The sequence below is a fragment of the Lactobacillus taiwanensis genome (assembly GCF_017894345.1).
Taxonomy (GTDB): domain Bacteria; phylum Bacillota; class Bacilli; order Lactobacillales; family Lactobacillaceae; genus Lactobacillus; species Lactobacillus taiwanensis.
The window spans coordinates 1,583,237-1,607,457 of sequence record NZ_CP059276.1; the positions used below are offsets into that span (position 1 = coordinate 1,583,237).

The window sequence follows — 24,221 nt, forward strand, 5'->3', positions numbered from 1 at the left end:
CAGGCGAAGGCGGTGATCGGATTTGAACCGATGATTAGGGTTTTGCAGACCCGTGCCTTACCACTTGGCTACACCGCCAACCTCTGATCATTAACAAATTGGGATAGTTGGATTCGAACCAACGCATGATGAAGTCAAAGTCCATTGCCTTACCACTTGGCTATATCCCAATGTTAGGGCGGAATGTGGGGATCGAACCCACGCATGCCGGATCCACAAACCGGTGTGTTAACCACTTCACCAATTCCGCCATAATATTAAAAACAGGGATAGTAGGAATTGAACCCACACTAGCGGTTTTGGAGACCGATGTACTACCTTTATACGATATCCCTATTTAATGGAGGCCAGTGGATTCGAACCACCGAACTCAGAGAGAGCGGTTTTACAGACCGCCGCGTTTAGCCACTTCGCTAGGCCTCCAGAATGGCGCGAGACGGAATCGAACCGCCGACACAAGGAGCTTCAATCCTTTGCTCTACCAACTGAGCTATCGAGCCATTACGGTCCCTACCGGATTCGGACCGGTGATCTCCTCCGTGACAGGGAGGCGTGATAACCACTACACTAAGGGACCATATTGCGGGAATAGGATTTGAACCTATGACCTTCGGGTTATGAGCCCGACGAGCTACCAGACTGCTCCATCCCGCGATGATTAAGGAGGATGTGGGATTCGGACCCACGCGCGGGCAGAACCCGCCTGACGGTTTTCAAGACCGTTCCCTTCAGCCGGACTTGGGTAATCCTCCAATATACCATCTATAATATGGTAATGACCCGTACGAGATTTGAACTCATGTTACCGCCGTGAAAGGGCGGTGTCTTAACCACTTGACCAACGGGTCATACGTTTTTTAACGTACTTATTAATCATACCTGACTTGGAAAGTTTTGTCAACAAGTTTTTTTAACTTTTTTTGACGCTTTGTTTTGTATCACTCTCCGCATCAGCAATAACTATATTACTAAAAACAATCATATGATGCAACCCCTAATTTGTATTTTTTTCATTTTATTGCATTTTTCTATCTTCTACTGCCTACAAAGTGTTACACTGTGCATATATGGAGGTGTTTCTATGTCTCAAAATAAATGCATTATAGATAATGAAAAAAGTAAGAATACGATCAAACTCGCTGATGGAAATTCTATCTGTGAAGATCATGCAAAATTAACACCATGGCAAAAAGAAGAATTAATTGAAAAAGATGCCAATCAAGTGACTGCCTATATCGATAAGTTAACTGATACCTACTTATTTGAACACGAATTACAAGGTATCCACTCTTCTTATGAATCTCTTCTTAATAAAGCCGCTCAAAGTGATTTAATGAAAAACACATCTGCAGAAGATACAATCAAACTTCAAAATTGGATTTTGATTAAACAAAATACTGAAATCATTAACCTTCTAAAAGAATTAAAGTCTCAAAACTAATTTTTTTAATTATTTATAGATGCGCACGTTTTTTATAAATGTGCCTTTTTCTATCACAATTCAAGTATTCTCAGCACTTTATTTAGCTAATTAATGGTTGATTATACTAATTTTCTAATTTTCCTTACTTGAATCTTGTTATTGATTTAACTAAAAAATAAAAGTATGTAAAATAAGCCTATGAAAACTTATACTTTTTTTCATAGGTTACTGTACCTAAGTTAATTATTTGATTTCAGCTAAAGTCTTTTATTTTCTGTGACTACGTTGTAATTATATTTGATAGGATCAATTTTTTTACGTATCAGTTTTTGAACTGATGCAATGGCGATCTTCTTATAGTATTGGCTATTTGAAGATCGTTTTTATTTACTTTTAAACAGTTCGATTATCTTCTTATGCATATTATTTATTACGATTAGGTAGTCTGCTACGACTATTAACTGCTATAACTTCCTATGTTTAAACAAAAAGACGCTCTAGGTGCCTTACATTCTATAAATAATTTGATTCAAATTAATATTAAAGAGACATTTTTTCAGTAAAACTAGGACATCACACTTCTCTAAAAATGCTAACACTAGATTAATTCTCATATGCTACAGAGACACATAATACAAAACAAAGGTTCTATACTTTTTCCTGTTGATGAATATTTATGATATTCTATCGACAGGATTTTTTATTGCATAAAGAAAGAGGCCATAGCCTCTCTTAACTTAAAATCCTTCTTCGACCAATTCAATTAAGTGTATGGAGATTCAAACTATATCCTCTTTAAATGATTATATTAAATTTACTCTTGATACTGAAGATCAAAACATTATTTTTTCTGATTATTCAAATGAAAATATTAACGGTAAGATTTACAAAATATATTTAGCTGAGCTGATCCAGCCTACTTGTCCTTATTGTCGTTCTACTAATCTTAAGCATAATGATCATTACGTTTCTAACGTTCATTTCATTACTGCTGATGCTAGTAAGCCCGTTACTATCAGATTAAGAAAACAACGTGTTCTCGGCAATGACTGTTTAAAAAGATCTATGGCTCAATCTAATCTTATTAATAAAGCCTGCTATATCTCTAACACGTCTAAGCGAAAAATACTTTCTGCTCTTACTGAAGATCGTTCAATGACTAGTAATTGCTAGAGAACATACTGTATCTGTCAACACGGTTCAAAGAGTATTAGAATCCTGCTCTTCTAAGTTCTATGAGGATTTTGATCATCTGCCTGAACACTTAGCCTTTGATGAATTCAAAGGTGTAGGCAAGAAGCTTCACTTCATTTGTCTAAATGGTGATACTCACAAAGTTGTTCAAATTCTTAGAACTCGTTTTAAGCCTGATATTCTACGCTATTTTTACAAGTTTACCCCTAAGGCTCGCCCAATGGTTAAGACAGTGACCATGGATCTTAACTGCTATTATCCACTAGTTGCTAGAGAATTATTTTCAAATGCTCAGATTGTTATTGATCGTTTTCATATGGTTCAAATGCTTACTAGATCTTTCAATAGTTTGCGTGTTCAAATTATGAAGCAATTTAAAGCCATGAATATAAGCTTTTAAAGTCTCCTTGGAAGCTTTATCTCATGAAATATGACAAACTTAATAAGACTACTCCCTACTACGATTGGCACTTTAAAGACTATCTCACTCAGGAACATGTTGTCTTAGACGGCTTAGAGTGCAACAAAGATCTCAAAAATACATATTGGATTATGCTGGACTTTATGACTGCTATTCAAAACAGATTATTCACTTACTTAACTCAAAACACACTGTAGGCAAGCAGATGCATCAAACACTACTGACCTTTAAGCATAATTATACCGGTGTCCCAAACGGTATATCTTCTAACTACTCTAATGGTTGTCTTGAAGGTGTCAATCGGAAGATTAAGCAAATTGAGCGGACTGCTTATGGCTATAGAAATTTTAGTCATCTTTTAATTAGAATTAGATTCGAAGAAAATATTGTAAAAGAAAAAGAGCCAAATAACTATTTTCTAGTTGCTTAGCTCTCTTTACAAACTATTCATCAACAGGATTTGACAAATAGCCAAAACAAAAAGCACATTGATATATATCAATGTGCTTTATCAAAGCGGAGATTGAGAGATTCGAACCCTCGCGCCGGTATAAACCGACCTACACCCTTAGCAGGGGCGCCTCTTCAGCCACTTGAGTAAATCTCCAATGGGCCTAAATGGACTTGAACCATCGACCTCACGCTTATCAGGCGTGCGCTCTAACCAGCTGAGCTATAGGCCCCTTTTCCTTTGAAGCGGGTAACGAGAATCGGACTCGCGACTAAAGCTTGGAAGGCTTTCGTTTTACCACTAAACTATACCCGCAACTTCTTGCTTCCTAATGGCGCGAGACGGAATCGAACCGCCGACACAAGGAGCTTCAATCCTTTGCTCTACCAACTGAGCTATCGAGCCATTACGGTCCCTACCGGATTCGGACCGGTGATCTCCTCCGTGACAGGGAGGCGTGATAACCCCTACACCAAGGGACCATATTGCGGGAACAGGATTTGAACCTATGACCTTCGGGTTATGAGCCCGACGAGCTACCAGACTGCTCCATCCCGCGATGTTTCTATATAAAAAAACCAAGATCCTATGGACCTTGTAGGACTCGAACCTACGACCCGACGGTTATGAGCCGTCTGCTCTAACCAACTGAGCTAAAGGTCCAAGCTTACCTCTATAGCGGCGGGGGGGATCGAACCCTCGACCTCCCGGGTATGAACCGGACGCTCTAGCCAGCTGAGCTACACCGCCATCCTGTAACTTTCTTCTAAGCTACAATCGGGAAGACAGGATTCGAACCTGCGACCCCCTGGTCCCAAACCAGGTGCTCTACCAAACTGAGCCACTTCCCGAAGTGTGCACCCTGAAGGATTTGAACCTTCAACCTTCTGATTCGTAGTCAGACACTCTATCCAGTTGCGCTAAGGGTGCATCATTATATGCCGAGGACCGGAATCGAACCGGTACGGTTGTCACCAACCGCGGGATTTTAAGTCCCGTGCGTCTGCCAGTTCCGCCACCCCGGCATGATAATGATAAGCGGAAGACGGGATTCGAACCCGCGACCCCCACCATGGCAAGGTGATGTTCTACCACTGAACTACTTCCGCATTCTTTATTCAATTTTTATGCCGATTAAAGGACTCGAACCTTCGACCCCCTGTTTACAAGACAGATGCTCTACCAACTGAGCTAAATCGGCATGGTACGGGTGGTGGGACTTGAACCCACACGTCCGAAAACACTAGAACCTAAATCTAGCGCGTCTGCCAATTCCGCCACACCCGCTTGAGTTTTTCTGGGCCAATGAGTCGTGGCAGGCTCGAACTGCCGACCCTCTGATTAAAAGTCAGATGCTCTACCAACTGAGCTAACGACTCAATGGAGGATACAGGGCTCGAACCTGTGACCTCCTGCTTGTAAGGCAGATGCTCTCCCAGCTGAGCTAATCCTCCATTTAGCACGGCGACTACCTACCCTCGCAGGCAGTTTCCCACCAACTACTCTCGGCGTTAAGAAGCTTAACTTCTGTGTTCGGCATGGGAACAGGTGTATCCTTCTTGCCATCGCCACCGTACTCTTTCTTGAGCTTTTACACTCAAAACTGAATATAATCTTCTGCTCTAAACCTTTGAGCTTTGGTCAAGTGCTCGACTGATTAGTACTAGTCCGCTCCACATATCACTATGCTTCCACTCCTAGCCTATCTACCTCATCGTCTTTAAGGTGTCTTACTGCTTACGCATCGGAAATCTCATCTTGAGGGGGCTTCGCACTTAGATGCTTTCAGCGCTTATCCCTTCCATACATAGCTACCCAGCGATGCCTTTGGCAAGACAACTGGTACACCAGCGGTATGTCCATCCCGGTCCTCTCGTACTAAGGACAGCTCCTCTCAAATTTCCTACGCCCACGACGGATAGGGACCGAACTGTCTCACGACGTTCTGAACCCAGCTCGCGTGCCGCTTTAATGGGCGAACAGCCCAACCCTTGGGACCGACTTCAGCCCCAGGATGCGACGAGCCGACATCGAGGTGCCAAACCTCCCCGTCGATGTGAACTCTTGGGGGAGATAAGCCTGTTATCCCCAGGGTAGCTTTTATCCGTTGAGTGATGGCCTTTCCATGCAGTACCACCAGATCACTAAGCCCGACTTTCGTCCCTGCTCGAGGTGTACCTCTCGCAGTCAAGCTCCCTTATACCTTTACACTCTGCGAATGATTTCCAACCATTCTGAGGGAACCTTTGGGCGCCTCCGTTACATTTTAGGAGGCGACCGCCCCAGTCAAACTGCCCACCTGACACTGTCCTCCAGAACGCTCAGCTCTGTGAGTTAGAGGATCCATCAAACAAGGGTAGTATCCCAACATTGCCTCCGGTAAGACTAGCGTCCTACTTTCTCTGGCTCCTACCTATCCTGTACATGTTTAACAAATACTCAATATCAAGCTACAGTAAAGCTCCATGGGGTCTTTCCGTCCTGTCGCGGGTAACCCGCATCTTCACGGGTATTATAATTTCACCGAGTCTCTCGTTGAGACAGTGCCCAAATCATTACACCTTTCGTGCAGGTCGGAACTTACCCGACAAGGAATTTCGCTACCTTAGGACCGTTATAGTTACGGCCGCCGTTTACTGGGGCTTCAATTCAAACCTTCGCTTTCGCTAAGCTCTCCTCTTAACCTTCCAGCACCGGGCAGGTGTCAGCACCTATACGTCATCTTACGATTTTGCAGATACCTGTGTTTTTGATAAACAGTTGTTTGGGCCTATTCACTGCGGCTGATATTTTACTATCAGCACCCCTTCTCCCGAAGTTACGGGGTCATTTTGCCGAGTTCCTTAACGAGAGTTCTCTCGCTCACCTGAGTGTTCTCCACTCGACTACCTGTGTCGGTTTGCGGTACGGGTAAAATTGTTCTGGCTAGAAGCTTTTCTTGGCAGTGTGACATCATGACCTTCGCTACTTTTATTTCGCTCCGCGTCACAGCTTGAAATCTAAAGACAAGCATTTGACTCATCTTTTTTCTTACTGCTTGCACATGTATTTCCAGCAACATGCGTCATTAGCCTCCTGCGTCCCTCCTTTGCTCTTATCGAACAATTTCAGTACAGGAATCTCTACCTGTTGTCCATCGGCTACGCCTCTCGGCCTTACCTTAGGTCCCGACTTACCCTGGGCGGACGAGCCTGCCCCAGGAAACCTTAGTCTTTCGGCGGATAGGATTCTCACCTATCTTTCGCTACTCATACCGGCATTCTCACTTCTAAGCGCTCCATTAGTCCTCTCGATCTAACTTCGCCGCACTTAGAACGCTCTCCTACCACGCATATAATATATGCATCCACAGTTTCGGTACTATGCTTAGCCCCGGTACATTTTCGGCGCAGCGTCACTCGACTAGTGAGCTATTACGCACTCTTTAAATGGTGGCTGCTTCTAAGCCAACATCCTAGTTGTCTACGCAACTCCACATCCTTTTCCACTTAGCATAGATTTGGGGACCTTAACTGGTGATCTGGGCTGTTTCCCTTTCGACTACGGATCTTATCACTCGCAGTCTGACTCCCGTGCATTGATATCTGGCATTCGGAGTTTATCTGGATTCAGTAACCCCTGACGGGCCCCTAGTCCAAACAGCGCTCTACCTCCATTATCATTCACACGAGGCTAGCCCTAAAGCTATTTCGGAGAGAACCAGCTATCTCCAAGTTCGTTTGGAATTTCACCGCTACCCACAACTCATCCCCGCGATTTTTAACTCACGTGGGTTCGGTCCTCCAGCGTGTTTTACCACGCCTTCAACCTGGTCATGGGTAGGTCACTTGGTTTCGGGTCTACGTCATGATACTCTTTCGCCCTCTTCAGACTCGCTTTCGCTCCGGCTCCGTCTTTTCTGACTTAACCTTGCACCATAACGTAACTCGCCGGTTCATTCTACAAAGGCACGCCATTACACTTTAATGTGCTCTGACTACTTGTAGGCACACGGTTTCAGGTTCTTTTCACTCCCCTTCCGGGGTTCTTTTCACCTTTCCCTCACGGTACTGGTTCACTATCGGTCACTAGTTAGTATTTAGCCTTGCGAGATGGTCCTCGCGGTTTCAATCGGGATTCCTCGTGTCCCGACCTACTCAGGATCCTGCTAAGTCTCTCTGCAATTTCGCTTACGGGGCTTTCACCCTCTCTGGCTTATCTTTCCAGATAATTCTGCTATCACTTCAAGTACTATATCGCAGTCCTACTACCCCAACTGGCAAGCCAGCTGGTTTGGGCTCTTTCCTGTTCGCTCGCCGCTACTTGGGAAATCGATTTTTCTTTCTCTTCCTGCAGCTACTTAGATGTTTCAGTTCACTGCGTCTTCCTTCATTAGCCTTAACAGCTAATGATAATACCTCTCGGTATTGGGTTCCCCCATTCGGATATCTCCGGATCACTGCTTACTTACTGCTCCCCGAAGCCTTTCGTGGTTCGTCACGTCCTTCATCGGCTTCTAGTGCCTAGGCATTCACCATGCGCCCTTTTCTACTTGACCTATTTCAAGTTGAGTTTCTCTCTCTTCTCGGTCGCTCTTCAATCTGTTTTCTTCGATTGTCTCGGTTTTTTGCTTTAGATTATATTCAGTTTTCAATGTACTAACCCTTGAGGTATTACCCTCAAAACTAAACAAAGTTTCTCAGTGTGCTTCCGCTTGGCTTTCTCGATGACTTCTCTTAGTGCTCTCGCACTCTCCATCATCTTTCGCCTTCCTTAGAAAGGAGGTGATCCAGCCGCAGGTTCTCCTACGGCTACCTTGTTACGACTTCACCCTAATCATCTGTCCTACCTTAGACGGCTGACTCCTATAAAGGTTATCCCACCGGCTTTGGGTGTTACAGACTCTCATGGTGTGACGGGCGGTGTGTACAAGGCCCGGGAACGTATTCACCGCGGCGTGCTGATCCGCGATTACTAGCGATTCCAGCTTCGTGTAGGCGAGTTGCAGCCTACAGTCCGAACTGAGAACGGCTTTAAGAGATCCGCTTGCCTTCGCAGGTTCGCTTCTCGTTGTACCGTCCATTGTAGCACGTGTGTAGCCCAGGTCATAAGGGGCATGATGACTTGACGTCATCCCCACCTTCCTCCGGTTTGTCACCGGCAGTCTCATTAGAGTGCCCAACTTAATGATGGCAACTAATGACAAGGGTTGCGCTCGTTGCGGGACTTAACCCAACATCTCACGACACGAGCTGACGACAGCCATGCACCACCTGTCTCAGCGTCCCCGAAGGGAACACCTAATCTCTTAGGTTTGCACTGGATGTCAAGACCTGGTAAGGTTCTTCGCGTTGCTTCGAATTAAACCACATGCTCCACCGCTTGTGCGGGCCCCCGTCAATTCCTTTGAGTTTCAACCTTGCGGTCGTACTCCCCAGGCGGAGTGCTTAATGCGTTAGCTGCAGCACTGAGAGGCGGAAACCTCCCAACACTTAGCACTCATCGTTTACGGCATGGACTACCAGGGTATCTAATCCTGTTCGCTACCCATGCTTTCGAGCCTCAGCGTCAGTTGCAGACCAGAGAGCCGCCTTCGCCACTGGTGTTCTTCCATATATCTACGCATTCCACCGCTACACATGGAGTTCCACTCTCCTCTTCTGCACTCAAGTTCAACAGTTTCTGATGCAATTCTCCGGTTGAGCCGAAGGCTTTCACATCAGACTTATTGAACCGCCTGCACTCGCTTTACGCCCAATAAATCCGGACAACGCTTGCCACCTACGTATTACCGCGGCTGCTGGCACGTAGTTAGCCGTGACTTTCTAGGTAATTACCGTCAAATAAAGGCCAGTTACTACCTCTATCTTTCTTCACTACCAACAGAGCTTTACGAGCCGAAACCCTTCTTCACTCACGCGGCGTTGCTCCATCAGACTTGCGTCCATTGTGGAAGATTCCCTACTGCTGCCTCCCGTAGGAGTTTGGGCCGTGTCTCAGTCCCAATGTGGCCGATCAGTCTCTCAACTCGGCTATGCATCATTGCCTTGGTAAGCCGTTACCTTACCAACTAGCTAATGCACCGCAGGTCCATCCAAGAGTGATAGCAGAACCATCTTTTAAACTCTAGACATGCGTCTAGTGTTGTTATCCGGTATTAGCATCTGTTTCCAGGTGTTATCCCAGTCTCTTGGGCAGGTTACCCACGTGTTACTCACCCGTCCGCCGCTCGCTTGTATCTAGTTTCATTTAGTGCAAGCACTAAAATCATCTAGGCAAGCTCGCTCGACTTGCATGTATTAGGCACGCCGCCAGCGTTCGTCCTGAGCCAGGATCAAACTCTCATTTTCCTTTTTGAAAATGAGCTTTTTATCGTTTAGCTCTAAAACTTTCTTTGAGTTATCTCAAATTTATTGCTTGCGAATTGACTTCGCTTTTGTTTGGGATTTTTATATCCCGCACACTTTCAGCGAAACTTTGTTCAGTTTTCAAGGTACTACCGTTGTCTCGTGACAACTTTTATATTATATCATGTCTTTTGAGTTTTGACAAGAGCCTTTTTAATTTTCTCATCTCTCTCAAATGACAGCTTTATAATATTATCATCTTTCGCTCGCTTTGGCAAGCTTTTTTTGAACTTTTTTATTTGCTCTTTTTGCTTGCCTCAAACAGCATGTATTACTTTACAGGCTTTTTTACTTTTCGTCAACCCTTTTTTTACAAAAAATTAGCAATATTTTTCTAGAGTGCTAAATTATAAAACGCTATTTATCCATATAAAACAAAAATACCAGTCTTTTATCTACCAAAAGACTGATATTAATCTTAATTATTCACCTATTAATCTTAATTATTCACCGAATTTTGGTTCCTTGGTAATTACTTTCATACCCTGCATATATGGTTGCAGTGCTTCAGGGACATTTACAGTTCCATCTTCATTTTGATAATTTTCTAAAATTGCAGCTACTGTTCTACCAACAGCAAGTCCAGAACCATTCAAGGTATGAGCCAAATGTAATTTACCATTTTCATCACGATAACGAATCATACTACGACGTGCTTGGAAATCGGTACAGTTTGAACAACTTGAGATCTCACGATACTTATCTTGTGCTGGCATCCAAACTTCAAGATCATAAGTTTTGGCACTAGTAAAACTTGCATCCCCAGTTGATAATGCAACAACATGATAAGGTAAACCTAATTTTTGAAGTAAATGTTCAGCATTGTGAGTCAATTTTTCTAACTCATCCCATGAGCTATCTTCATCTACTACTTTTACCATTTCAACTTTTCTAAACTCATGCATTCTAATTAATCCACGAGTATCCCGTCCAGCAGAACCTGCTTCACTTCTAAATGCTGGAGAAAATGCAGTTACATTAATTGGCAATTGCTTAGCATCTAAAATCTTACCGCGGAAATAATTAACCAAAGGTACTTCAGCAGTAGGAATCAAAGTTAAGTCACGTGGCTTATCTGGATCGTCATTATCAACGATAGTATAAACATCTTCAGTAAACTTAGGGAATTGGCCTGTTCCTTGCATTGAGGCGTCATTGACTAAGTATGGTGGAATTACTTCTGTATAGCCATCTTTAGTATTCTCATCTAAGAAGAAGTTTGTAACTGCACGTTCAAGTAAAGCACCAGCACCCTTATAGTAAACAAAGCGCGCACCTGAAACTTTAGCTGCAGTATCCCAATCAAGAATATTTAATTCAGTACCAATTTCCCAGTGAGGTTTTGGTTCAAAATTAAACTTAGTTGGTTCATTCCATTTACGGACTTCTTCATTGTAGCTTTCATCTGGACCGATCGGATCAGAATCTGCTGGGAAGTTTGGTAAACGAAGCAAAATATAATTTTGCTTTTGAGTAAGATCTTCTACTTCTTTATCCAAATCTTTAATTTCTTTACCTACTTCACGCATTGCCTTAATAGCTTCGCTTGCATCTTCTTTATTACGCTTAGCTTGTGCGATTTGATCAGATACTTCATTACGCTTTTGCTTTAATTGTTCACTCTTTGTTAAAGCCTCGCGTCTTTCTTTATCAATTGCTACTAATTTATCCAATTCTTCTGGTTTAATGCCACGTGTAGCTAATTTTTTCTTTGACCAATCTAGATTTTCTCTGATTACTTTTATATCTAACATATTTCCTCCTAAATATAAAAAAGCCAATCCATCCCTACTACTGGGACGAATCGGCTTACACGGTTCGCGGTACCACCCAAATTTGGTTAAAAATACCACACTCAAATAGCGATAACGGTGCTAGCCGTGTAGAATTACCTACCCATATACGAAATCTGGAAACGACTATTTACTCATTCACACCAACCATGAGCTCTCTGAAATTAGTCTTAGGATTTCATGTTTATTTGCATTATATCATGCCAATCTTGTAGTGTTAATAAATAATATTTTTCTTGATAGTTAAATAGAGATGTAACAGCTGAATAATCAGTAGTATAAACATATCTAAAACCTAATTTTTTCAAAAGTTTTTGAGAATTTATATTAGAGACAAATGTCCCAGCCCAGAGTTGATTCTGCTTCAGGTCTTTGAAAGCATAATTAATTATCAATTTTAAAGTTTCTGTCATAAGCCCTTGATGCCAATAATCCTTATCTAATAAAAAGCCTAAATCTTTAGTCATCAAAAGTCCATTATATTCATCTAATCCACGCTCATATAGTTCAACTAAGCCAATTAAACGATTATTTTCTTTCAAAACTATTCCGTAGCTATAAGATCTATTCTGATACTGTAAGACACTTTTCTTAGCAGCATCTAAATCTTCTAAATATTGATAACCAGCGCTTTTATGATAAATACTATCCTGTCCCCATTTTAAAAGTATAGGTGCATCTGTCATTTCAATATTTCTTAAAACAATTCTTTTACTTTCCAGCATTACTTGCCTACTAACTTCACTAACCATTTTGCGCCGTAAATTAAGCCTAAGCTGTATGCAGCAATAGTCCAAGGCTTACCTAATAAAATAATCCATACATACGTAGAAAATTTCATTTCAGTCAAGCCTGCTATCATGCATAAAATATCATCAGGTGCCATTGGCGCAATAATACAAAGTGCAAAGAACCAATTAAACTTTTTCTGATTTGCTGTCCACTTCATGTATTTTTCATAAGTTTTTTCTGAAACTAAATGCAAAATAAATGGTTTGCCGTAATGTCGTGCTAGGAAAAATAAAATAATAGATCCTATACAAATTCCAACGTAATTATAAACGAAACCCCAAATTGGTCCAAAAAATATGACGCCTCCAAGCAGAGAAACTCCACCTGGAATAATTGGAATTACAACTTGAATTATTTGAATTAAAGTAAAAATTAATGGTCCAATTATTTGCTTATTTGCTAGATAAGCTTTCATTTTCTCTTGACTGGTAAAAATGCCTAATTTGTACCAATAAATACTCAAAATAATCAGAATAATTGTAATGATAATAGTCAAAATATTGATTAATTTCCGACTCGTTTTAGTAGACATTTTTCTGCCCTCCTTGGTATGTTAAATTAATAATAACAAAAACAAGGCAAAATAGGCGCTATAGCCTAAGAATTATCAATAAATAAATGAATAAGCTCTAAAAATTTATTCTATAATAATAATGTGCTATAAAATAACTAAGAGGTTTAATTATGGTTGTTATAAAAAAAGATATAATTTACGATGAAAATAACAATTTAAAAACGGATATCTATTTTCCAAATAATACTAACTCACAAACTAAAATTCTAATCTTTTGGCATGGTGGAGGTTGGTTTGCAGGCTCTAAGAATGATGTCAAAAATTGGGGGATAAAGTTAGCAAACGCAGGCTTTATGACTCTAATCCCAGATTATCGTCTTGCACCAACATTCACTTTTCCAGCTGCTCATAATGATAGTAAAAAATTTGTAGAATGGCTTTTAGATTCAGAATATACTGATGACGATGATCAACAAAATATTGTTCAGATTGGCGCTAGCGTAGGCGGAACTCAAGCTTTATATATTGCTGGGTTATATGGTTTTCCTACCGTAACTTGGTCTGCATCAGTGGACTTTTCTAATTGGATGAAGAATCATCAAAAAGTTATACCTTCAAGATATGGCGCCAATGAATTACACTTAACTGATTTGCATGATATCTTTGAATCTTTTTATAAGTTCTTTGTCATGACCTATGCAGGTAAGGATGATCCAGTTATCTATAAACAAATGGATGCTCAAAATTATGATTTTAGTAAATTAGGACGCCTAAAAATGATTAATTCGGCCCATGAATTGGTTCCTCTAGATAGTGTTTTAAACTTTATTGCGTTTTTAGCTAATAAAGATCATGAAGTTGAATTATTAGTCATCAAAGGGCATCGCCACGCAATGGACTATGCCAAAGACTACTTGGATGAATCTTTAGATTTTCTATTCCAGACTATCAAGGAGAAAAAGAATGATTAATATTAACAAATTTATTTCCATTCGTAAAAAATTAGGTCTATCTCAAACCGAATTATGCAATGGCATTTGTACTCAATCTACATTGAGTAAATTTGAAAATAATGGTCATATCCCTTCTTTAAAAATCTTAAACAGTCTCTGCGACCGCATGAATATTAATGTAGCAGATATTATGGATGTAGATTCTAATAAAAAAACATCCCATAAATTATTTGAAGCAGACTTTGCTGTTATTCAACTTGATTTTCCAAAAGTTGCTCAAATCTTAGGCAGCATTAATAAAAAAGAATTAGTTCGTCAAGAAGATACTCTCCACTATTATTATTTACGCGGTCTTATCGCTCTAGAACTTGATCATTCGGAAACTGATGCTTTATATTATTTCAATTCAATCTTAGATGTAAAGTTATCAAAGCAAAATAAAATTTACTATCTTCTTGCTCTTAAAGGATGTAGTCGAGTTTACGATTTACAGCACGACGTTTACAAAGCTCGTCATTATTATGACATTATTTTGAATTCAATTTCTAATGTTGATCTTGAAGATGAAGACTCCTTGCTACAATTTCTTTCTATTTTATGTAATGGTGGTGAGTTTTATGGTCGCAACAAAGATTATCAACAATCCGATAAGCTATTAAAAATGGGATACGATTTATGCAAGAAAAGACATGTAATTTATTTTGCTGCTCGAATTCTTTATCAATTAGCACAAAATAATATTGCAGAAGACGGGACTCAAGAAGAAACTACTCAGTATCTAAATGACGCAGCTGCTTTTGCTCGTCTTAATAATAATCGTGTCCTTTTAGAAAAGATTAGCAGTCTTAATTAATTGAACCACTTCTTTTATCATCTTACTAAAAAGAAGTGGTTTTTATAAGCATTATAAAGTAAGCGCTTCATAATATGAATATATTGAAAAGAGGAAATTTTATGTCTAAATATGAATCAATTAATCCATACACAAATCAATTAATTAAAAGTTATCCAAATGCTACTCAACAAGAAATAGATCAAGCCCTAGATGTGGGTGAAAAGTTATACCTTACTTGGTATAATCAACTCCCTGCTACTAGAAGCAAATCACTTCATGAAATTGCAAACAATTTCAGCAAACATCGTAAAGAAATGGCCAAAACCATGACTTTAGAAATGGGAAAACTATACCAAGAATCACTTGAAGAAGTAGATTTATGTATTAATATTTGTAACTATTATGCTGATAAAGCTCCTAGCATGCTAGAACCCACTCCTTTAGAGTCGGAATTAGGATCAGCTTATTATTTAAAACAATCAACAGGAATTATTATGGCCTGTGAACCTTGGAATTTTCCGCTATATCAAGTTATTAGAGTTTTTGCTCCTAACTTTATGGTTGGAAATCCAATTATCTTAAAACACGCTCATAATGTTCCAGCATCCGCAGAATTAACTGAAAAAATTATTGAAGAAGCTGGTGCTCCAAAAGGGAGTTTACAAAATCTATTTCTTTCTTATGATCAAATTGGTGATGTAATTGCTGATAAACGCGTCCAAGGTGTCGCTGTTACTGGATCAGAACGTGGTGGTAGTAGCGTAGCTGAAGCCGCAGGAAAAAACATTAAAAACTCTACTATGGAATTGGGTGGAAACGATCCATTTATCGTTTTGGCTGATGCAGATCCAGATGTTTTAAGAAATGTATTAGGTGATGCTAGAACATACAATTGTGGTCAAGTATGTACCTCTTCTAAACGAATCATTGTTGTTGAGTCTCTATATAACGAAGTGATGAACATTCTACATGATACCTTTGCTAGTCTGAGACCAGGAGATCCTCTAAATGAATCTACTACTCTTGCACCAATGAATTCTCAAAAAGCTGCTGACAAATTAGCTGAACAGGTAAAGAAAGGCATCGAGCACGGTGCTATGGTTAATTATCAGTATCCTGAAATTAAAAGTTCTGGGGCTTTCTTCCGCCCAATGATCTTAACTAATATTGATAAAAAGAATCCATTATTTAACGAAGAATTATTTGGTCCTGTGGCTGAAGTATTTAAAGTTAAAAATGAAGAAGAAGCCATTTCATTAGCTAATGATTCAAGTTTTGGCTTAGGTTCAAGTGTTATTTCTTCAAATGTAAGTCACGCTCAAGAAGTTGCTAGCCAAATTGAGACTGGAATGACTGTAATTAATGGGCGCTGGATTACTGCTCCCGAATTACCATTTGGCGGAGTAAAGAAATCTGGTTATGGTCGTGAACTAAGTGAGCTTGGCTTAATGTCATTTGTAAATGAACATTTAGTAATTGATGTATCAAAATAATTTTTTAGCAGTACAAAAAAAAGAATTGGGTCTAACCCAATTCTTTTTATTTTTGTTTCATACTACGAAAAGCAACTACCGTTAACAAAATACTTGATACGAACAATAAGTACGTAGATACTCCAAAAGAAACTGCATTGGCTACAATTCTTTGAATTTCCATACTATTAGTTGCTGAGTTATTAGTTATTCCTACCGATAAACCAGCATTCATAAAAATCAATTCAACCGCACAAATTACTAGCACAATTGATTCTATCAAAGACAAGAGGAAAACTCTTCTCTTATTATTCTTACCATTTTTAATAGTCAAAATAATAATTGCAATCGGCACACTAACTAGTAACAGCCACATTCCATACCCAATAAAGATATATTTGCCACTAAATCTTCCAAGTGAAAGTAGAGTTTTAGAAATTGATACTGCTTGGTAGCCTTGCATAGTTCCCGACGAAAACGGGCCACTAAAAACTAGTAATAAATTTAAAACTGCTATTAGAACTACACCTAGTTGAGTAGCAGTCCTTTTTTGTTTAACAACCTTCTTTATTGCTTCTGGATCACGTCCCAGTTTATCATCAATCTTTTGTCTACGTGCTTTTACCTTATTTTCGCCTTCTTCAAAAGAATTGACTACATCAGAACCAACTTTATTTACATGTTCAGTTAACCTTTTATCAACTGTATACTGCTCTGTAGTGTTACCCTTATTTTTATCGCAAACTATAAACAACCAAATTAATAGTGCAATAAAACATGACCAACCTAAGGCTGGAGAAAAACTAGTTAAAATCAAAAGAATAATTCCTACAACAAAAACAATCATTGAATTAACTTGAATCCAATTAATCATCGTAGCAATTGTAGAATTCTGCTTTTTGGGCTCAATCTTTTTAACCGATCTAGTTTCCCTATTTAATTGCTTATCATTGTTTTCTTCATTACGAGTTACTTTCTGTCCCGTAAAGAATTCATTTCTAAATTTCTCTAAATCAAAGTTACAATTAGGGCACTGTTTATCTGTAGATTTTACATCTTCTCCACAATTTGGACACTTCATACTTATTCCCTCATAAACTTTTTAGCTTATTATAGCATTTAAACTAATTAAACCAAAAAAGAGGCAAAGAGCTAATCTTCTCCCTGTCTCTTTTTAGATGCCATGCTGACTAACCACCAAGCCATAATAAATAAAATAGCTATTCCAATCAAAGCACCAGCTAATTTTTTGAAATCACCATTGAAAATTGCATCCCCGCCAAAGGCATAAATAAATGAAGTAGGAAACATCCCTACGATTACCATTGATAAAAATTTATTAGCAGGTGTGCCCAATCTAGCTGCTGTATAATCTACCAATACACTAGGGATCACTGGCACCATAAAACCTAAAGTCATCCCCAAACTAGGATGCTTTTGATTCATTAACCAATTTAAAAACTTATTTTTCTTAAATCGATGTGAAAAATCAACTCTTTTTATCAAACTTTCTACAATACAATTTCCTAAAATATTTCCAGCCCAATTAATTGCTAACCCAATCCACGGTCCGTAACAAAGTCCTGCCAAAATACAAAAAACGGAATTTGACATACCAGGAATAGCATTTAGAACTGCTATCAGTCCCAATAAAAATAGACTATCGCGTACTTCATGTTGGCGAATTAAGTAGAGCAATTTCGTTTTAGTATGGCTATTAGGATGCATTAAAACATCAATTTCAGGGCGATAATCACGGTAGAGCAAGTAGAGTAAAATTACTGCTACTAAGATACCACCGATGATAAATACCACTTTTCTCAATTTTTTTGTCATAGTTTCACTCATCTATTTCAATTATCAATAGTCGTTAATTATATTTTTCCACTATTTTATTTAATAAGCAAAGGCGAATAATACTCATCATTTCTTATCTTTATCGTATTATAATAATAAAGATAAAGCTATTTAAAAGAAAAAATTTTCATGACAGTCAAACCTATTTTTAGCGATATCGACGGAACGCTAATTACATCTCAAGGCGATGTTTCACCTGCTACCATAGATGCAATTCGAAAACAGATTATTGCTGGCAACTTATTCATTCCTGTCTCTGCTCGCATGCCAAAAGGGATTATGAACGTTGTAGATAAAATGCCTAATTTTTGTCCAATTATTGCTTATAATGGAACTTTAGTTTTAGATGAAATGGGACGACCTCTTAATTCACAATTTTTTGATGCTGCAGAAGCAGTTAAATTAATCAATGAAGTAGAATCTCTTAAGACTTCAGATCTTGCTTGGAATGTCTATAGTGATTACAATTGGTTTTCCTCTCTTAATAAAAATTCGTTAGTTGTAAAAGAGAAAAAATAGTTAGTGTTAAGCCTCTCATCTTTTAGAAATTATCCCTAAAGGAGTTAATAAAGGGGGGCAGCTAAAAAATAAAGTTGATTTTCCAATTACCTTAGATAATGATCATGACCGAATTGCAGCTGTTTTAAATAAAATATCTGATTAACTTATATAAAGAAAAAAGATTGAAGTTAATCCTTAATCATAAAGGAATAACTTCAATCTTTTATTTTTTTGAACGCTAAATCCTATTCAGTATCCTTTTTATTATTTTTTCTGCCTAAGCCTTCATAAGTAATCTTCATAGCAGCAGACATATTAATTGGAAGTAAGAATACTAAAAGTAATAATCCAATGTCCACACATAATGCAACCTCAATTAAAGTTGGTACACCAGATGGGATTAAGGCAGCGAAAGTACCTCCAAGAATAATAGCCGCTGATATTACAACTGTTCCAATGATATCGCAGGCTTCAAGCATTCGTTGACTTGTACTCCAACCAGGGTTTACTTCTCCCAATTCACGATAACGCATCATTAGGAAGATTGAGTAGTCAACACCTAAAGCAACAATCATGATGAAGCTGAAGAATGGAGTGTTCCACGCTAATAGTGATCTACCTAAAACCGCCTTAACAATCCATTGATTAATTGATAAAGAAGCTAGGTAAGCAATTACTAAAGTACCTAAGATAAACATTGGTTGTAATACTGATCTAGTGACGAAGATCAAGGCAATACCAATACCTACCAACATAATAATTGCAGTTCTTAAGAAGTCACTGCTTGCAGTTTCTTGAGTATCGTAGATCTTTTCAGATTGTCCACCCATAGCAACTGTTGAGCCAGCAAGACTTGTTCCCTTAACTGATTTCTTGACCATGTTGCTAATTTCATGAGCCTTCTTTGCTCCTTCAGTTGAAGCAGGGTTCATCTTTAGAATGATGATGATCTTAGTAGATTTAAGATCTGAACTCATGTAATTATCAAGAGCTGGCTTAAAGGTTGATGAATGAATCATCTTAGCCGGGATGTAGAAAGTCTTACCAGCTGCTGAATCAGCTAAGCCAGTTAAGTATTCTTGACCAGCACCTAATCCACTGTTTACTTTATCAATTCCAGCGGTAATCTTAGGATTATTTGATGCAATTTGACCAGCACCGTTTGCTAATTGATTTGCACCGCCATTAAGTTGACCAATACCCGAGCTTAATTGACCTGCACCACTGTTTAATTGACCAATACCATTTGCCAATTGGTTAGTACCGTTTAAACCAGATTGTAAACCAGTGTTTAATTGACCAGCACCGTTTGCTAATTGGCCTGCGCCGTTTGCAAGCTGACTAGAACCAGCTACACCTGCTTGTAAACCACTTGCAAGTTGGCCTGCTCCACTGTTTAAGCGAGCTGCGCCGTCATTTAAGCGACTAGCTCCTGCTGCACCTTGAGCTACTGCACTTTGAACTTGGGTTAAGCCTGAGCTTAATTGGTTCAAAGCAGTAGTTGCGCCTGGTAAAGCAGTGTTTGATGCAGTAGCTAAAGTGTTTACTTGTTGTTTCAAGTTATCAACTTGACCCATTAAACCTTGAAGAGTTTGTAGAGTATTTCCTACATTATTTGCTGACTCTCCAAGTTTCTTATCTGCTTCACCAGCTGCTTGAATATTACCAGCTACACTTTGTAAGCTTGAAGTAAAATTCTGAGTTTTTTGAGTAGAAGCAGATTCTACTTTACCTAAAATTTGACTAAAAGCTGCACTCATAGCCTGCTTTTGTTGGTCATTTAATTTAGCATTATCCATAGCTTGAGCATAAGCTTGTGTTAATTCAGCTTTTTCACTATCGCTAAGACCAGCACCTGCACTCTGTAACCCTTTTAAAGTGTTACCTGCTTGAGTTAAATTATCGCCTATAGTTTTGGCTTGAGTACCAACATCAGTTAAATTAGCTTTTAGACCAGCAGTATCTACAGAACTTGCTGACTGAGCCAATGCTTGATTCAATTGTTGAATACCATTGTTAATTTGAGGCAATCCCTTTTGAAGAGCTTCTAATTGTGCCTTAGTAGCACTATTCATTTGTCCAGATAATTGTGTACTCATAGTATTCAAACCATTTACTAAGGCCTGAGTACCATTCTGCAAACTCTGAGTACCACTTTGTAAACTTGCAGCACCATTAGCCAACTTAATAGTTCCGTTTTCAAGTTGTACAGCACCTTGTTGTAAGTTCAAGGTTCCACTTTCTAAACGACCAGCACCAGTCGCTAAACGCATAGTTCCTGATCTAAGAGCTTCTGCACCATTTTGAAGACGTGTAGTTCCACTAGCTAATTGATTTGCACCAGCTTGCAGACGGCCAGTTCCGTTAGAAAGTTGGTTTGCACCATTTTGTAGTTGAACAGCACCATTAGTAATTTGTCTACTACCGTTACTTAAAGTTCCTAAACCATTTCTAGCTGTATTAACACCTGAATTAACAGTGCCTAATTGATTGTCAACGTAAAGACGTTTAATTGATTTTCCATTTGGTTCAGTTACTGAAGATGCAAATTTTACATCTGGATCAGCTTGAATTTTTTTAACAATCTGATCAATTTCTTTCAAGCTCTTTTCGTTATCGAGCTTATGACCACTTTGAATATATAAGGTTGAATATTCTGACGTGCCTTCAGAGAAGTGATCTTGCAATAAAAGTAGACCAGCCTTGGAAGGAGTAGAATCAGAAATTTCATCTGCATCGTTATAGTTCAAATTATTTGAATAGAACAAGCAGAATGGTAATACTGCAACAGCCATTACAACTAAGTAAACAATTGGATGAGTTAGACTTCCCTTAGAAAGAGCATGCCATAATTTAGAGTTGCTTTCACCTTCAAACTTCTTAACTGGCCAGAATAATTTCTTACCTAAGACAGCCATAAAGAATGGGTTTAAAGTTAAAAGTACTACTAATAATACAGCGACCCCAACAGCAACCCCAACAGCTGAACGGTAAATTGAGAAGTTAGCTAAACCTAACGCACTAAATCCAATTAAGATCGAAGATCCAGAATAAAGAATGGTCTTACCGGCCTTGCGCAAAGCGTCATTTGTCGCTTCTTGGTTAGACATCCCCTTACTCAAGTTTTCTTTAAATTTATCATATAGCAGAATATTATAGTCAGTACCAATACCAAACAACACAATAACCATGAAGACTTGAGTAAAGTTTGAAAATGGAAAGTTAACTTTCTCTACTAAGTTAGTAACAATTGAAAATGAAGTAATAAATGAAACTCCAACTGTCAATAATGAGATTATTGGTACAATTGGTGACTTAAATACAATTACTAAAACAATAAAAATAAAAAAGATAGTAATTAATTCAGTCTTTTTAATACCTGTTTGAACTGAAGCAGAAAAATCATCTTCAAGAATTCTTACCCCAGTGACATACGTTCTAACTCCTGGAGTTTTAACAGCCTTTGTTAGAGTCTTATTAACGTTAGAAACAGTCGAATGATCATTAGCAATATTTAATTGCACAATTTCTGTCGTTTTATCTTTGGAAATCAATTGTGCTTTTGTTGCGTAATTATCATTCGGAGTCATCATTGACTTGATACCCAGCTTTTTCTTATTGTCCTTTAAAAAGCGGATTGTATCATCAATTTTCTCCTTATCACTCGAGGTTAGTTTTCCATGTTTTTTATTAAAAACTACCCCTACAACATAGGTATTATCTTGTCCATGGCCCCACTTACTTTCGATGTTCGTTGCAATAGAGCTTTGAACATCTTTAGGAAGTGAAATTTCTGAATGCTGACGTGTCAATGCATCCACATTTGGCAACGAGAAGACAGCAATTAGCAAAATTGCTATCCATGCTATCAAAGCACCAAGATGATTTTTCAGCAATTTCATGTGCTACTTTCCTTTCCCCTTATTTTGTACCTTCAACTTGAAGTTTTGGCGCTACAAGTCGTAAAAGCATCTCATGGTAATTATCATCAGCATCTTTTTTTGTTTCATCAATCACATACCGATCTAAGAAAACATATCCTAAGACTGCTCCAAGTAAACTATGGAGAGAAACGATATTTTTATTATCTACATCAAGCTTTTCTCCTAAATCTACTATTTTCATAACTTCTTCACGAATTTGTTCATTTTGAACATATTCATTTAACCCATAGTAGATACTAGAAATTGCCTTATCATGTAATAAAAAATCACGTATTTCATCTGCAAATCTAAACAAAGCGTCCAACCCAGAATGACCTATTATCTTCTTAGTTAAATGCTGTCTTAGGACTTGCAGCCTATTTACGCAAACTAAAACTAATAAATCATTTCGATTAGCAACATAGTGATACAAGGATTGAGACCTAATTCCCAATGCTTTAGCTAAGGCTGGCATTGTTAGTTCACTTAATCCTTTTTCACTGATAATTGCTATTGCTTGATCGATTACTTTGGAACGATCTAGAGCTCTCTTTTTAGCCAAGATAATCACCTTCTTTTTGTGTACTCATATACTTTAACACGACAATGTGTAGAAAACAATCTACAATATGTAGAAAATTATCTACTTTTTGAGCAAAAGAAAAAGGAGTACCAAAACTCCTTTTTAAACTATTTCTGTTTAACCATCCAGTCATTAATTGCATTCCCAACTTTAGCTAAATCAGCATCCTCTTCACTAACTAATGCCATAGCATAGGTTTTCCCATTTTCTTGAACTAAGGCAACTCCCTGTTTTTTATCAGCTATCCTATAAACTGTCCCATTAATATTCTTAGCAAGTCCTTTTTCTGGAAAATTAGCTAGTTGTCCTAAAATTTTATTATCAATATCCGTACCTAATACTTTTCCTTGATATAGTTTTTTCATAATAGTAACTAAATCAGCAGCACTCGTTTTTCCAGAAAAATCTTTACCAAAATTCTCAGTAATTTCAGTCTCACCTACACCAAAATCTTTTGCCGTTTGATTTACTTTATCTTTACCTATTTTATTTAAAATAATATTAGCAGCATTATCATTTTGCTGACGCATCATTAGGTCAAGTAAATAGGTATAAGAATATGACATATCGTCCTTTAATACCTTATCTCCATTATTTAAGTCACTTGATTTAACTTTATAAGGAGTTGCCGAGTTTAAGCTTTTATCTTGAACTGCCTTGTAATAAGCCAGCAACACAAATAACTTTAAAACATTTCCAGCATTTAAATTATCTTGACTAGTATTTGTTAAATCAGCAAATATTTTAGGATTATTTAAGTCCTTTACACTTACTTGATAGCTTCCTTGAACGTTTGAACTAGCTTTAACAATGGCTTTCGTTAAATTTTTATTACTATTTCTTGAAATAACGGCCTCTCCAATCTCGCTTTCTCCACTAGTAATACGAGTTTGTTTAGTGCCCTCTTTCATTTTACTTTTTTGAGCTACTTTGGCTGTTGAATTTCCATAAATTTCTAAAGTTTGTGTCTTCATATGATTAATACTAGTCATATAAAAAGCTAATGCACAAAAAGAGGATAAAATCGCCCCTAAAAATATTTTATTTTTCATTAAAAATCTCCTTAATCACATATTTTTTATTTTATCATGCTAATATCTAAAAAAGTTTAAAGATCAGGGAT

General features: G+C 38.3%; 13 protein-coding genes, 26 tRNA genes, 3 rRNA genes and 2 pseudogenes. 6 read left to right on the forward strand and 38 right to left on the reverse strand.

Going from position 1 to position 24,221, the window contains the following annotated elements:
• Positions 1–7 precede the first annotated feature (7 nt).
• The 10 genes from H1A07_RS07735 to H1A07_RS07780 all read right to left on the reverse strand — a co-directional run bounded on the left by H1A07_RS07735 (position 8) and on the right by H1A07_RS07780 (position 848).
• Positions 8–78, reverse strand: a tRNA-Cys gene (locus H1A07_RS07735).
• A gap of 20 nt (positions 79–98) precedes the next feature.
• Positions 99–170, reverse strand: a tRNA-Gln gene (locus H1A07_RS07740).
• Positions 171–177: 7 nt separating this feature from the next.
• Positions 178–250: transfer RNA gene (locus H1A07_RS07745), tRNA-His, on the reverse strand.
• A 14-nt stretch (positions 251–264) separates the two neighbouring features.
• Positions 265–335: transfer RNA gene (locus H1A07_RS07750), tRNA-Trp, on the reverse strand.
• A gap of 6 nt (positions 336–341) precedes the next feature.
• A tRNA-Tyr gene (locus tag H1A07_RS07755) sits at positions 342–423 on the reverse strand.
• A gap of 4 nt (positions 424–427) precedes the next feature.
• Positions 428–500, reverse strand: a tRNA-Phe gene (locus tag H1A07_RS07760).
• 4 nt (positions 501–504) lie between these two features.
• A tRNA-Asp gene (locus H1A07_RS07765) sits at positions 505–577 on the reverse strand.
• Positions 578–580: 3 nt separating this feature from the next.
• A tRNA-Met gene (locus H1A07_RS07770) sits at positions 581–654 on the reverse strand.
• A gap of 7 nt (positions 655–661) precedes the next feature.
• Positions 662–752, reverse strand: a tRNA-Ser gene (locus tag H1A07_RS07775).
• 24 nt (positions 753–776) lie between these two features.
• Positions 777–848: transfer RNA gene (locus H1A07_RS07780), tRNA-Glu, on the reverse strand.
• Between the two features lie 233 nt (positions 849–1,081).
• Here H1A07_RS07780 and H1A07_RS07785 point away from each other — a divergent pair.
• The gene (locus H1A07_RS07785; RefSeq protein ID WP_210144861.1) at positions 1,082–1,441 is read left to right on the forward strand and encodes a hypothetical protein; all 360 of its coding nucleotides are present in this window, start codon (positions 1,082–1,084) and stop codon (positions 1,439–1,441) included.
• Positions 1,442–1,680: 239 nt separating this feature from the next.
• Here H1A07_RS07785 and H1A07_RS10315 read toward each other — a convergent pair.
• Positions 1,681–1,806, reverse strand: a pseudogene (locus H1A07_RS10315) (IS110 family transposase); the annotation flags it as partial.
• Positions 1,807–2,209: 403 nt separating this feature from the next.
• On the opposite strand from H1A07_RS10315, the pseudogene H1A07_RS07790 reads away from it, so the two are divergent.
• Positions 2,210–3,468, forward strand: a pseudogene (locus H1A07_RS07790) (ISL3 family transposase).
• Positions 3,469–3,555: 87 nt separating this feature from the next.
• On the opposite strand, the gene H1A07_RS07795 reads toward H1A07_RS07790, so the two are convergent.
• The 22 genes from H1A07_RS07795 to H1A07_RS07900 all read right to left on the reverse strand — a co-directional run bounded on the left by H1A07_RS07795 (position 3,556) and on the right by H1A07_RS07900 (position 12,992).
• Positions 3,556–3,645: transfer RNA gene (locus tag H1A07_RS07795), tRNA-Ser, on the reverse strand.
• A gap of 2 nt (positions 3,646–3,647) precedes the next feature.
• Positions 3,648–3,721: transfer RNA gene (locus H1A07_RS07800), tRNA-Ile, on the reverse strand.
• 12 nt (positions 3,722–3,733) lie between these two features.
• Positions 3,734–3,804, reverse strand: a tRNA-Gly gene (locus H1A07_RS07805).
• 17 nt (positions 3,805–3,821) lie between these two features.
• Positions 3,822–3,894 (reverse strand) — tRNA-Phe (locus H1A07_RS07810).
• Between the two features lie 4 nt (positions 3,895–3,898).
• Positions 3,899–3,971: transfer RNA gene (locus tag H1A07_RS07815), tRNA-Asp, on the reverse strand.
• Positions 3,972–3,974: 3 nt separating this feature from the next.
• Positions 3,975–4,048 (reverse strand) — tRNA-Met (locus H1A07_RS07820).
• Positions 4,049–4,078: 30 nt separating this feature from the next.
• A tRNA-Ile gene (locus tag H1A07_RS07825) sits at positions 4,079–4,152 on the reverse strand.
• Positions 4,153–4,165: 13 nt separating this feature from the next.
• Positions 4,166–4,239: transfer RNA gene (locus H1A07_RS07830), tRNA-Met, on the reverse strand.
• Between the two features lie 27 nt (positions 4,240–4,266).
• Positions 4,267–4,340, reverse strand: a tRNA-Pro gene (locus tag H1A07_RS07835).
• A 5-nt stretch (positions 4,341–4,345) separates the two neighbouring features.
• Positions 4,346–4,419, reverse strand: a tRNA-Arg gene (locus tag H1A07_RS07840).
• Positions 4,420–4,428: 9 nt separating this feature from the next.
• Positions 4,429–4,514, reverse strand: a tRNA-Leu gene (locus tag H1A07_RS07845).
• Positions 4,515–4,526: 12 nt separating this feature from the next.
• Positions 4,527–4,598, reverse strand: a tRNA-Gly gene (locus tag H1A07_RS07850).
• Between the two features lie 19 nt (positions 4,599–4,617).
• Positions 4,618–4,690, reverse strand: a tRNA-Thr gene (locus tag H1A07_RS07855).
• A 1-nt stretch (position 4,691) separates the two neighbouring features.
• Positions 4,692–4,776 (reverse strand) — tRNA-Leu (locus tag H1A07_RS07860).
• Positions 4,777–4,795: 19 nt separating this feature from the next.
• Positions 4,796–4,868: transfer RNA gene (locus tag H1A07_RS07865), tRNA-Lys, on the reverse strand.
• A gap of 2 nt (positions 4,869–4,870) precedes the next feature.
• Positions 4,871–4,943: transfer RNA gene (locus tag H1A07_RS07870), tRNA-Val, on the reverse strand.
• 5 nt (positions 4,944–4,948) lie between these two features.
• Positions 4,949–5,065 (reverse strand): 5S ribosomal RNA (gene rrf / locus H1A07_RS07875).
• A gap of 61 nt (positions 5,066–5,126) precedes the next feature.
• Positions 5,127–8,026 (reverse strand): 23S ribosomal RNA (locus H1A07_RS07880).
• Positions 8,027–8,245: 219 nt separating this feature from the next.
• Positions 8,246–9,818 (reverse strand): 16S ribosomal RNA (locus tag H1A07_RS07885).
• The 16S, 23S and 5S rRNA genes sit together here with 16 tRNA genes alongside, the layout of an rRNA operon.
• 500 nt (positions 9,819–10,318) lie before the next feature.
• On the reverse strand, positions 10,319–11,629 hold the full coding sequence (gene serS, locus H1A07_RS07890; RefSeq protein ID WP_094496670.1) for a serine--tRNA ligase: 1,311 nt from the start codon (positions 11,627–11,629) through the stop codon (positions 10,319–10,321).
• A gap of 209 nt (positions 11,630–11,838) precedes the next feature.
• A complete protein-coding gene (locus tag H1A07_RS07895) occupies positions 11,839–12,393 on the reverse strand; it encodes a GNAT family N-acetyltransferase (RefSeq protein ID WP_210144862.1) in 555 nt (184 codons plus the stop codon).
• Positions 12,393–12,992: a TVP38/TMEM64 family protein gene (locus H1A07_RS07900; protein WP_057718234.1), complete on the reverse strand. Its 600-nt coding sequence runs from the start codon at positions 12,990–12,992 to the stop codon at positions 12,393–12,395. The genes H1A07_RS07895 and H1A07_RS07900 overlap by 1 nt, the downstream gene beginning before the upstream one ends.
• A 152-nt stretch (positions 12,993–13,144) precedes the next feature.
• Between H1A07_RS07900 and H1A07_RS07905 the strand changes: the two genes are divergently transcribed.
• The 3 genes from H1A07_RS07905 to H1A07_RS07915 all read left to right on the forward strand — a co-directional run bounded on the left by H1A07_RS07905 (position 13,145) and on the right by H1A07_RS07915 (position 16,255).
• Positions 13,145–13,945: an alpha/beta hydrolase fold domain-containing protein gene (locus H1A07_RS07905; protein WP_210144863.1), complete on the forward strand. Its 801-nt coding sequence runs from the start codon at positions 13,145–13,147 to the stop codon at positions 13,943–13,945.
• Positions 13,938–14,780, forward strand: a complete 843-nt coding sequence (locus H1A07_RS07910) for a helix-turn-helix domain-containing protein (protein WP_094498205.1) — start codon at positions 13,938–13,940, stop codon at positions 14,778–14,780. The genes H1A07_RS07905 and H1A07_RS07910 overlap by 8 nt, the downstream gene beginning before the upstream one ends.
• 101 nt (positions 14,781–14,881) lie before the next feature.
• Entirely contained in the window at positions 14,882–16,255 is a 1,374-nt protein-coding gene (locus H1A07_RS07915; RefSeq protein ID WP_210144864.1) for an NAD-dependent succinate-semialdehyde dehydrogenase, read from the forward strand.
• 46 nt (positions 16,256–16,301) lie between these two features.
• Here H1A07_RS07915 and H1A07_RS07920 read toward each other — a convergent pair whose 3' ends face one another.
• Positions 16,302–17,315: a zinc ribbon domain-containing protein gene (locus H1A07_RS07920; protein WP_210144865.1), complete on the reverse strand. Its 1,014-nt coding sequence runs from the start codon at positions 17,313–17,315 to the stop codon at positions 16,302–16,304.
• A 71-nt stretch (positions 17,316–17,386) separates the two neighbouring features.
• Positions 17,387–18,070, reverse strand: coding sequence for a TVP38/TMEM64 family protein (locus tag H1A07_RS07925; protein ID WP_210144866.1), 684 nt, complete (start codon positions 18,068–18,070; stop codon positions 17,387–17,389).
• Positions 18,071–18,220: 150 nt separating this feature from the next.
• Here H1A07_RS07925 and H1A07_RS07930 point away from each other — a divergent pair, with 150 nt between their 5' ends.
• Positions 18,221–18,610 carry an HAD family hydrolase gene (locus tag H1A07_RS07930; RefSeq protein WP_244974116.1) on the forward strand — a complete coding sequence of 130 codons (390 nt, stop codon included), beginning with the start codon at positions 18,221–18,223 and terminating at the stop codon, positions 18,608–18,610.
• Positions 18,611–18,837: 227 nt separating this feature from the next.
• Here the strand turns inward: H1A07_RS07930 and H1A07_RS07935 are convergent, their stop codons facing one another.
• The 3 genes from H1A07_RS07935 to H1A07_RS07945 all read right to left on the reverse strand — a co-directional run bounded on the left by H1A07_RS07935 (position 18,838) and on the right by H1A07_RS07945 (position 24,150).
• On the reverse strand, positions 18,838–22,494 hold the full coding sequence (locus tag H1A07_RS07935) for an MMPL family transporter (RefSeq protein ID WP_210144867.1): 3,657 nt from the start codon (positions 22,492–22,494) through the stop codon (positions 18,838–18,840).
• Positions 22,495–22,513: 19 nt separating this feature from the next.
• Positions 22,514–23,077, reverse strand: coding sequence for a TetR/AcrR family transcriptional regulator (locus H1A07_RS07940; RefSeq protein WP_057718228.1), 564 nt, complete (start codon positions 23,075–23,077; stop codon positions 22,514–22,516).
• Between the two features lie 128 nt (positions 23,078–23,205).
• Complete coding sequence (locus H1A07_RS07945; RefSeq protein ID WP_210144868.1) at positions 23,206–24,150, reverse strand: serine hydrolase; 945 nt, start codon at positions 24,148–24,150, stop codon at positions 23,206–23,208.
• Positions 24,151–24,221 lie beyond the last annotated feature (71 nt).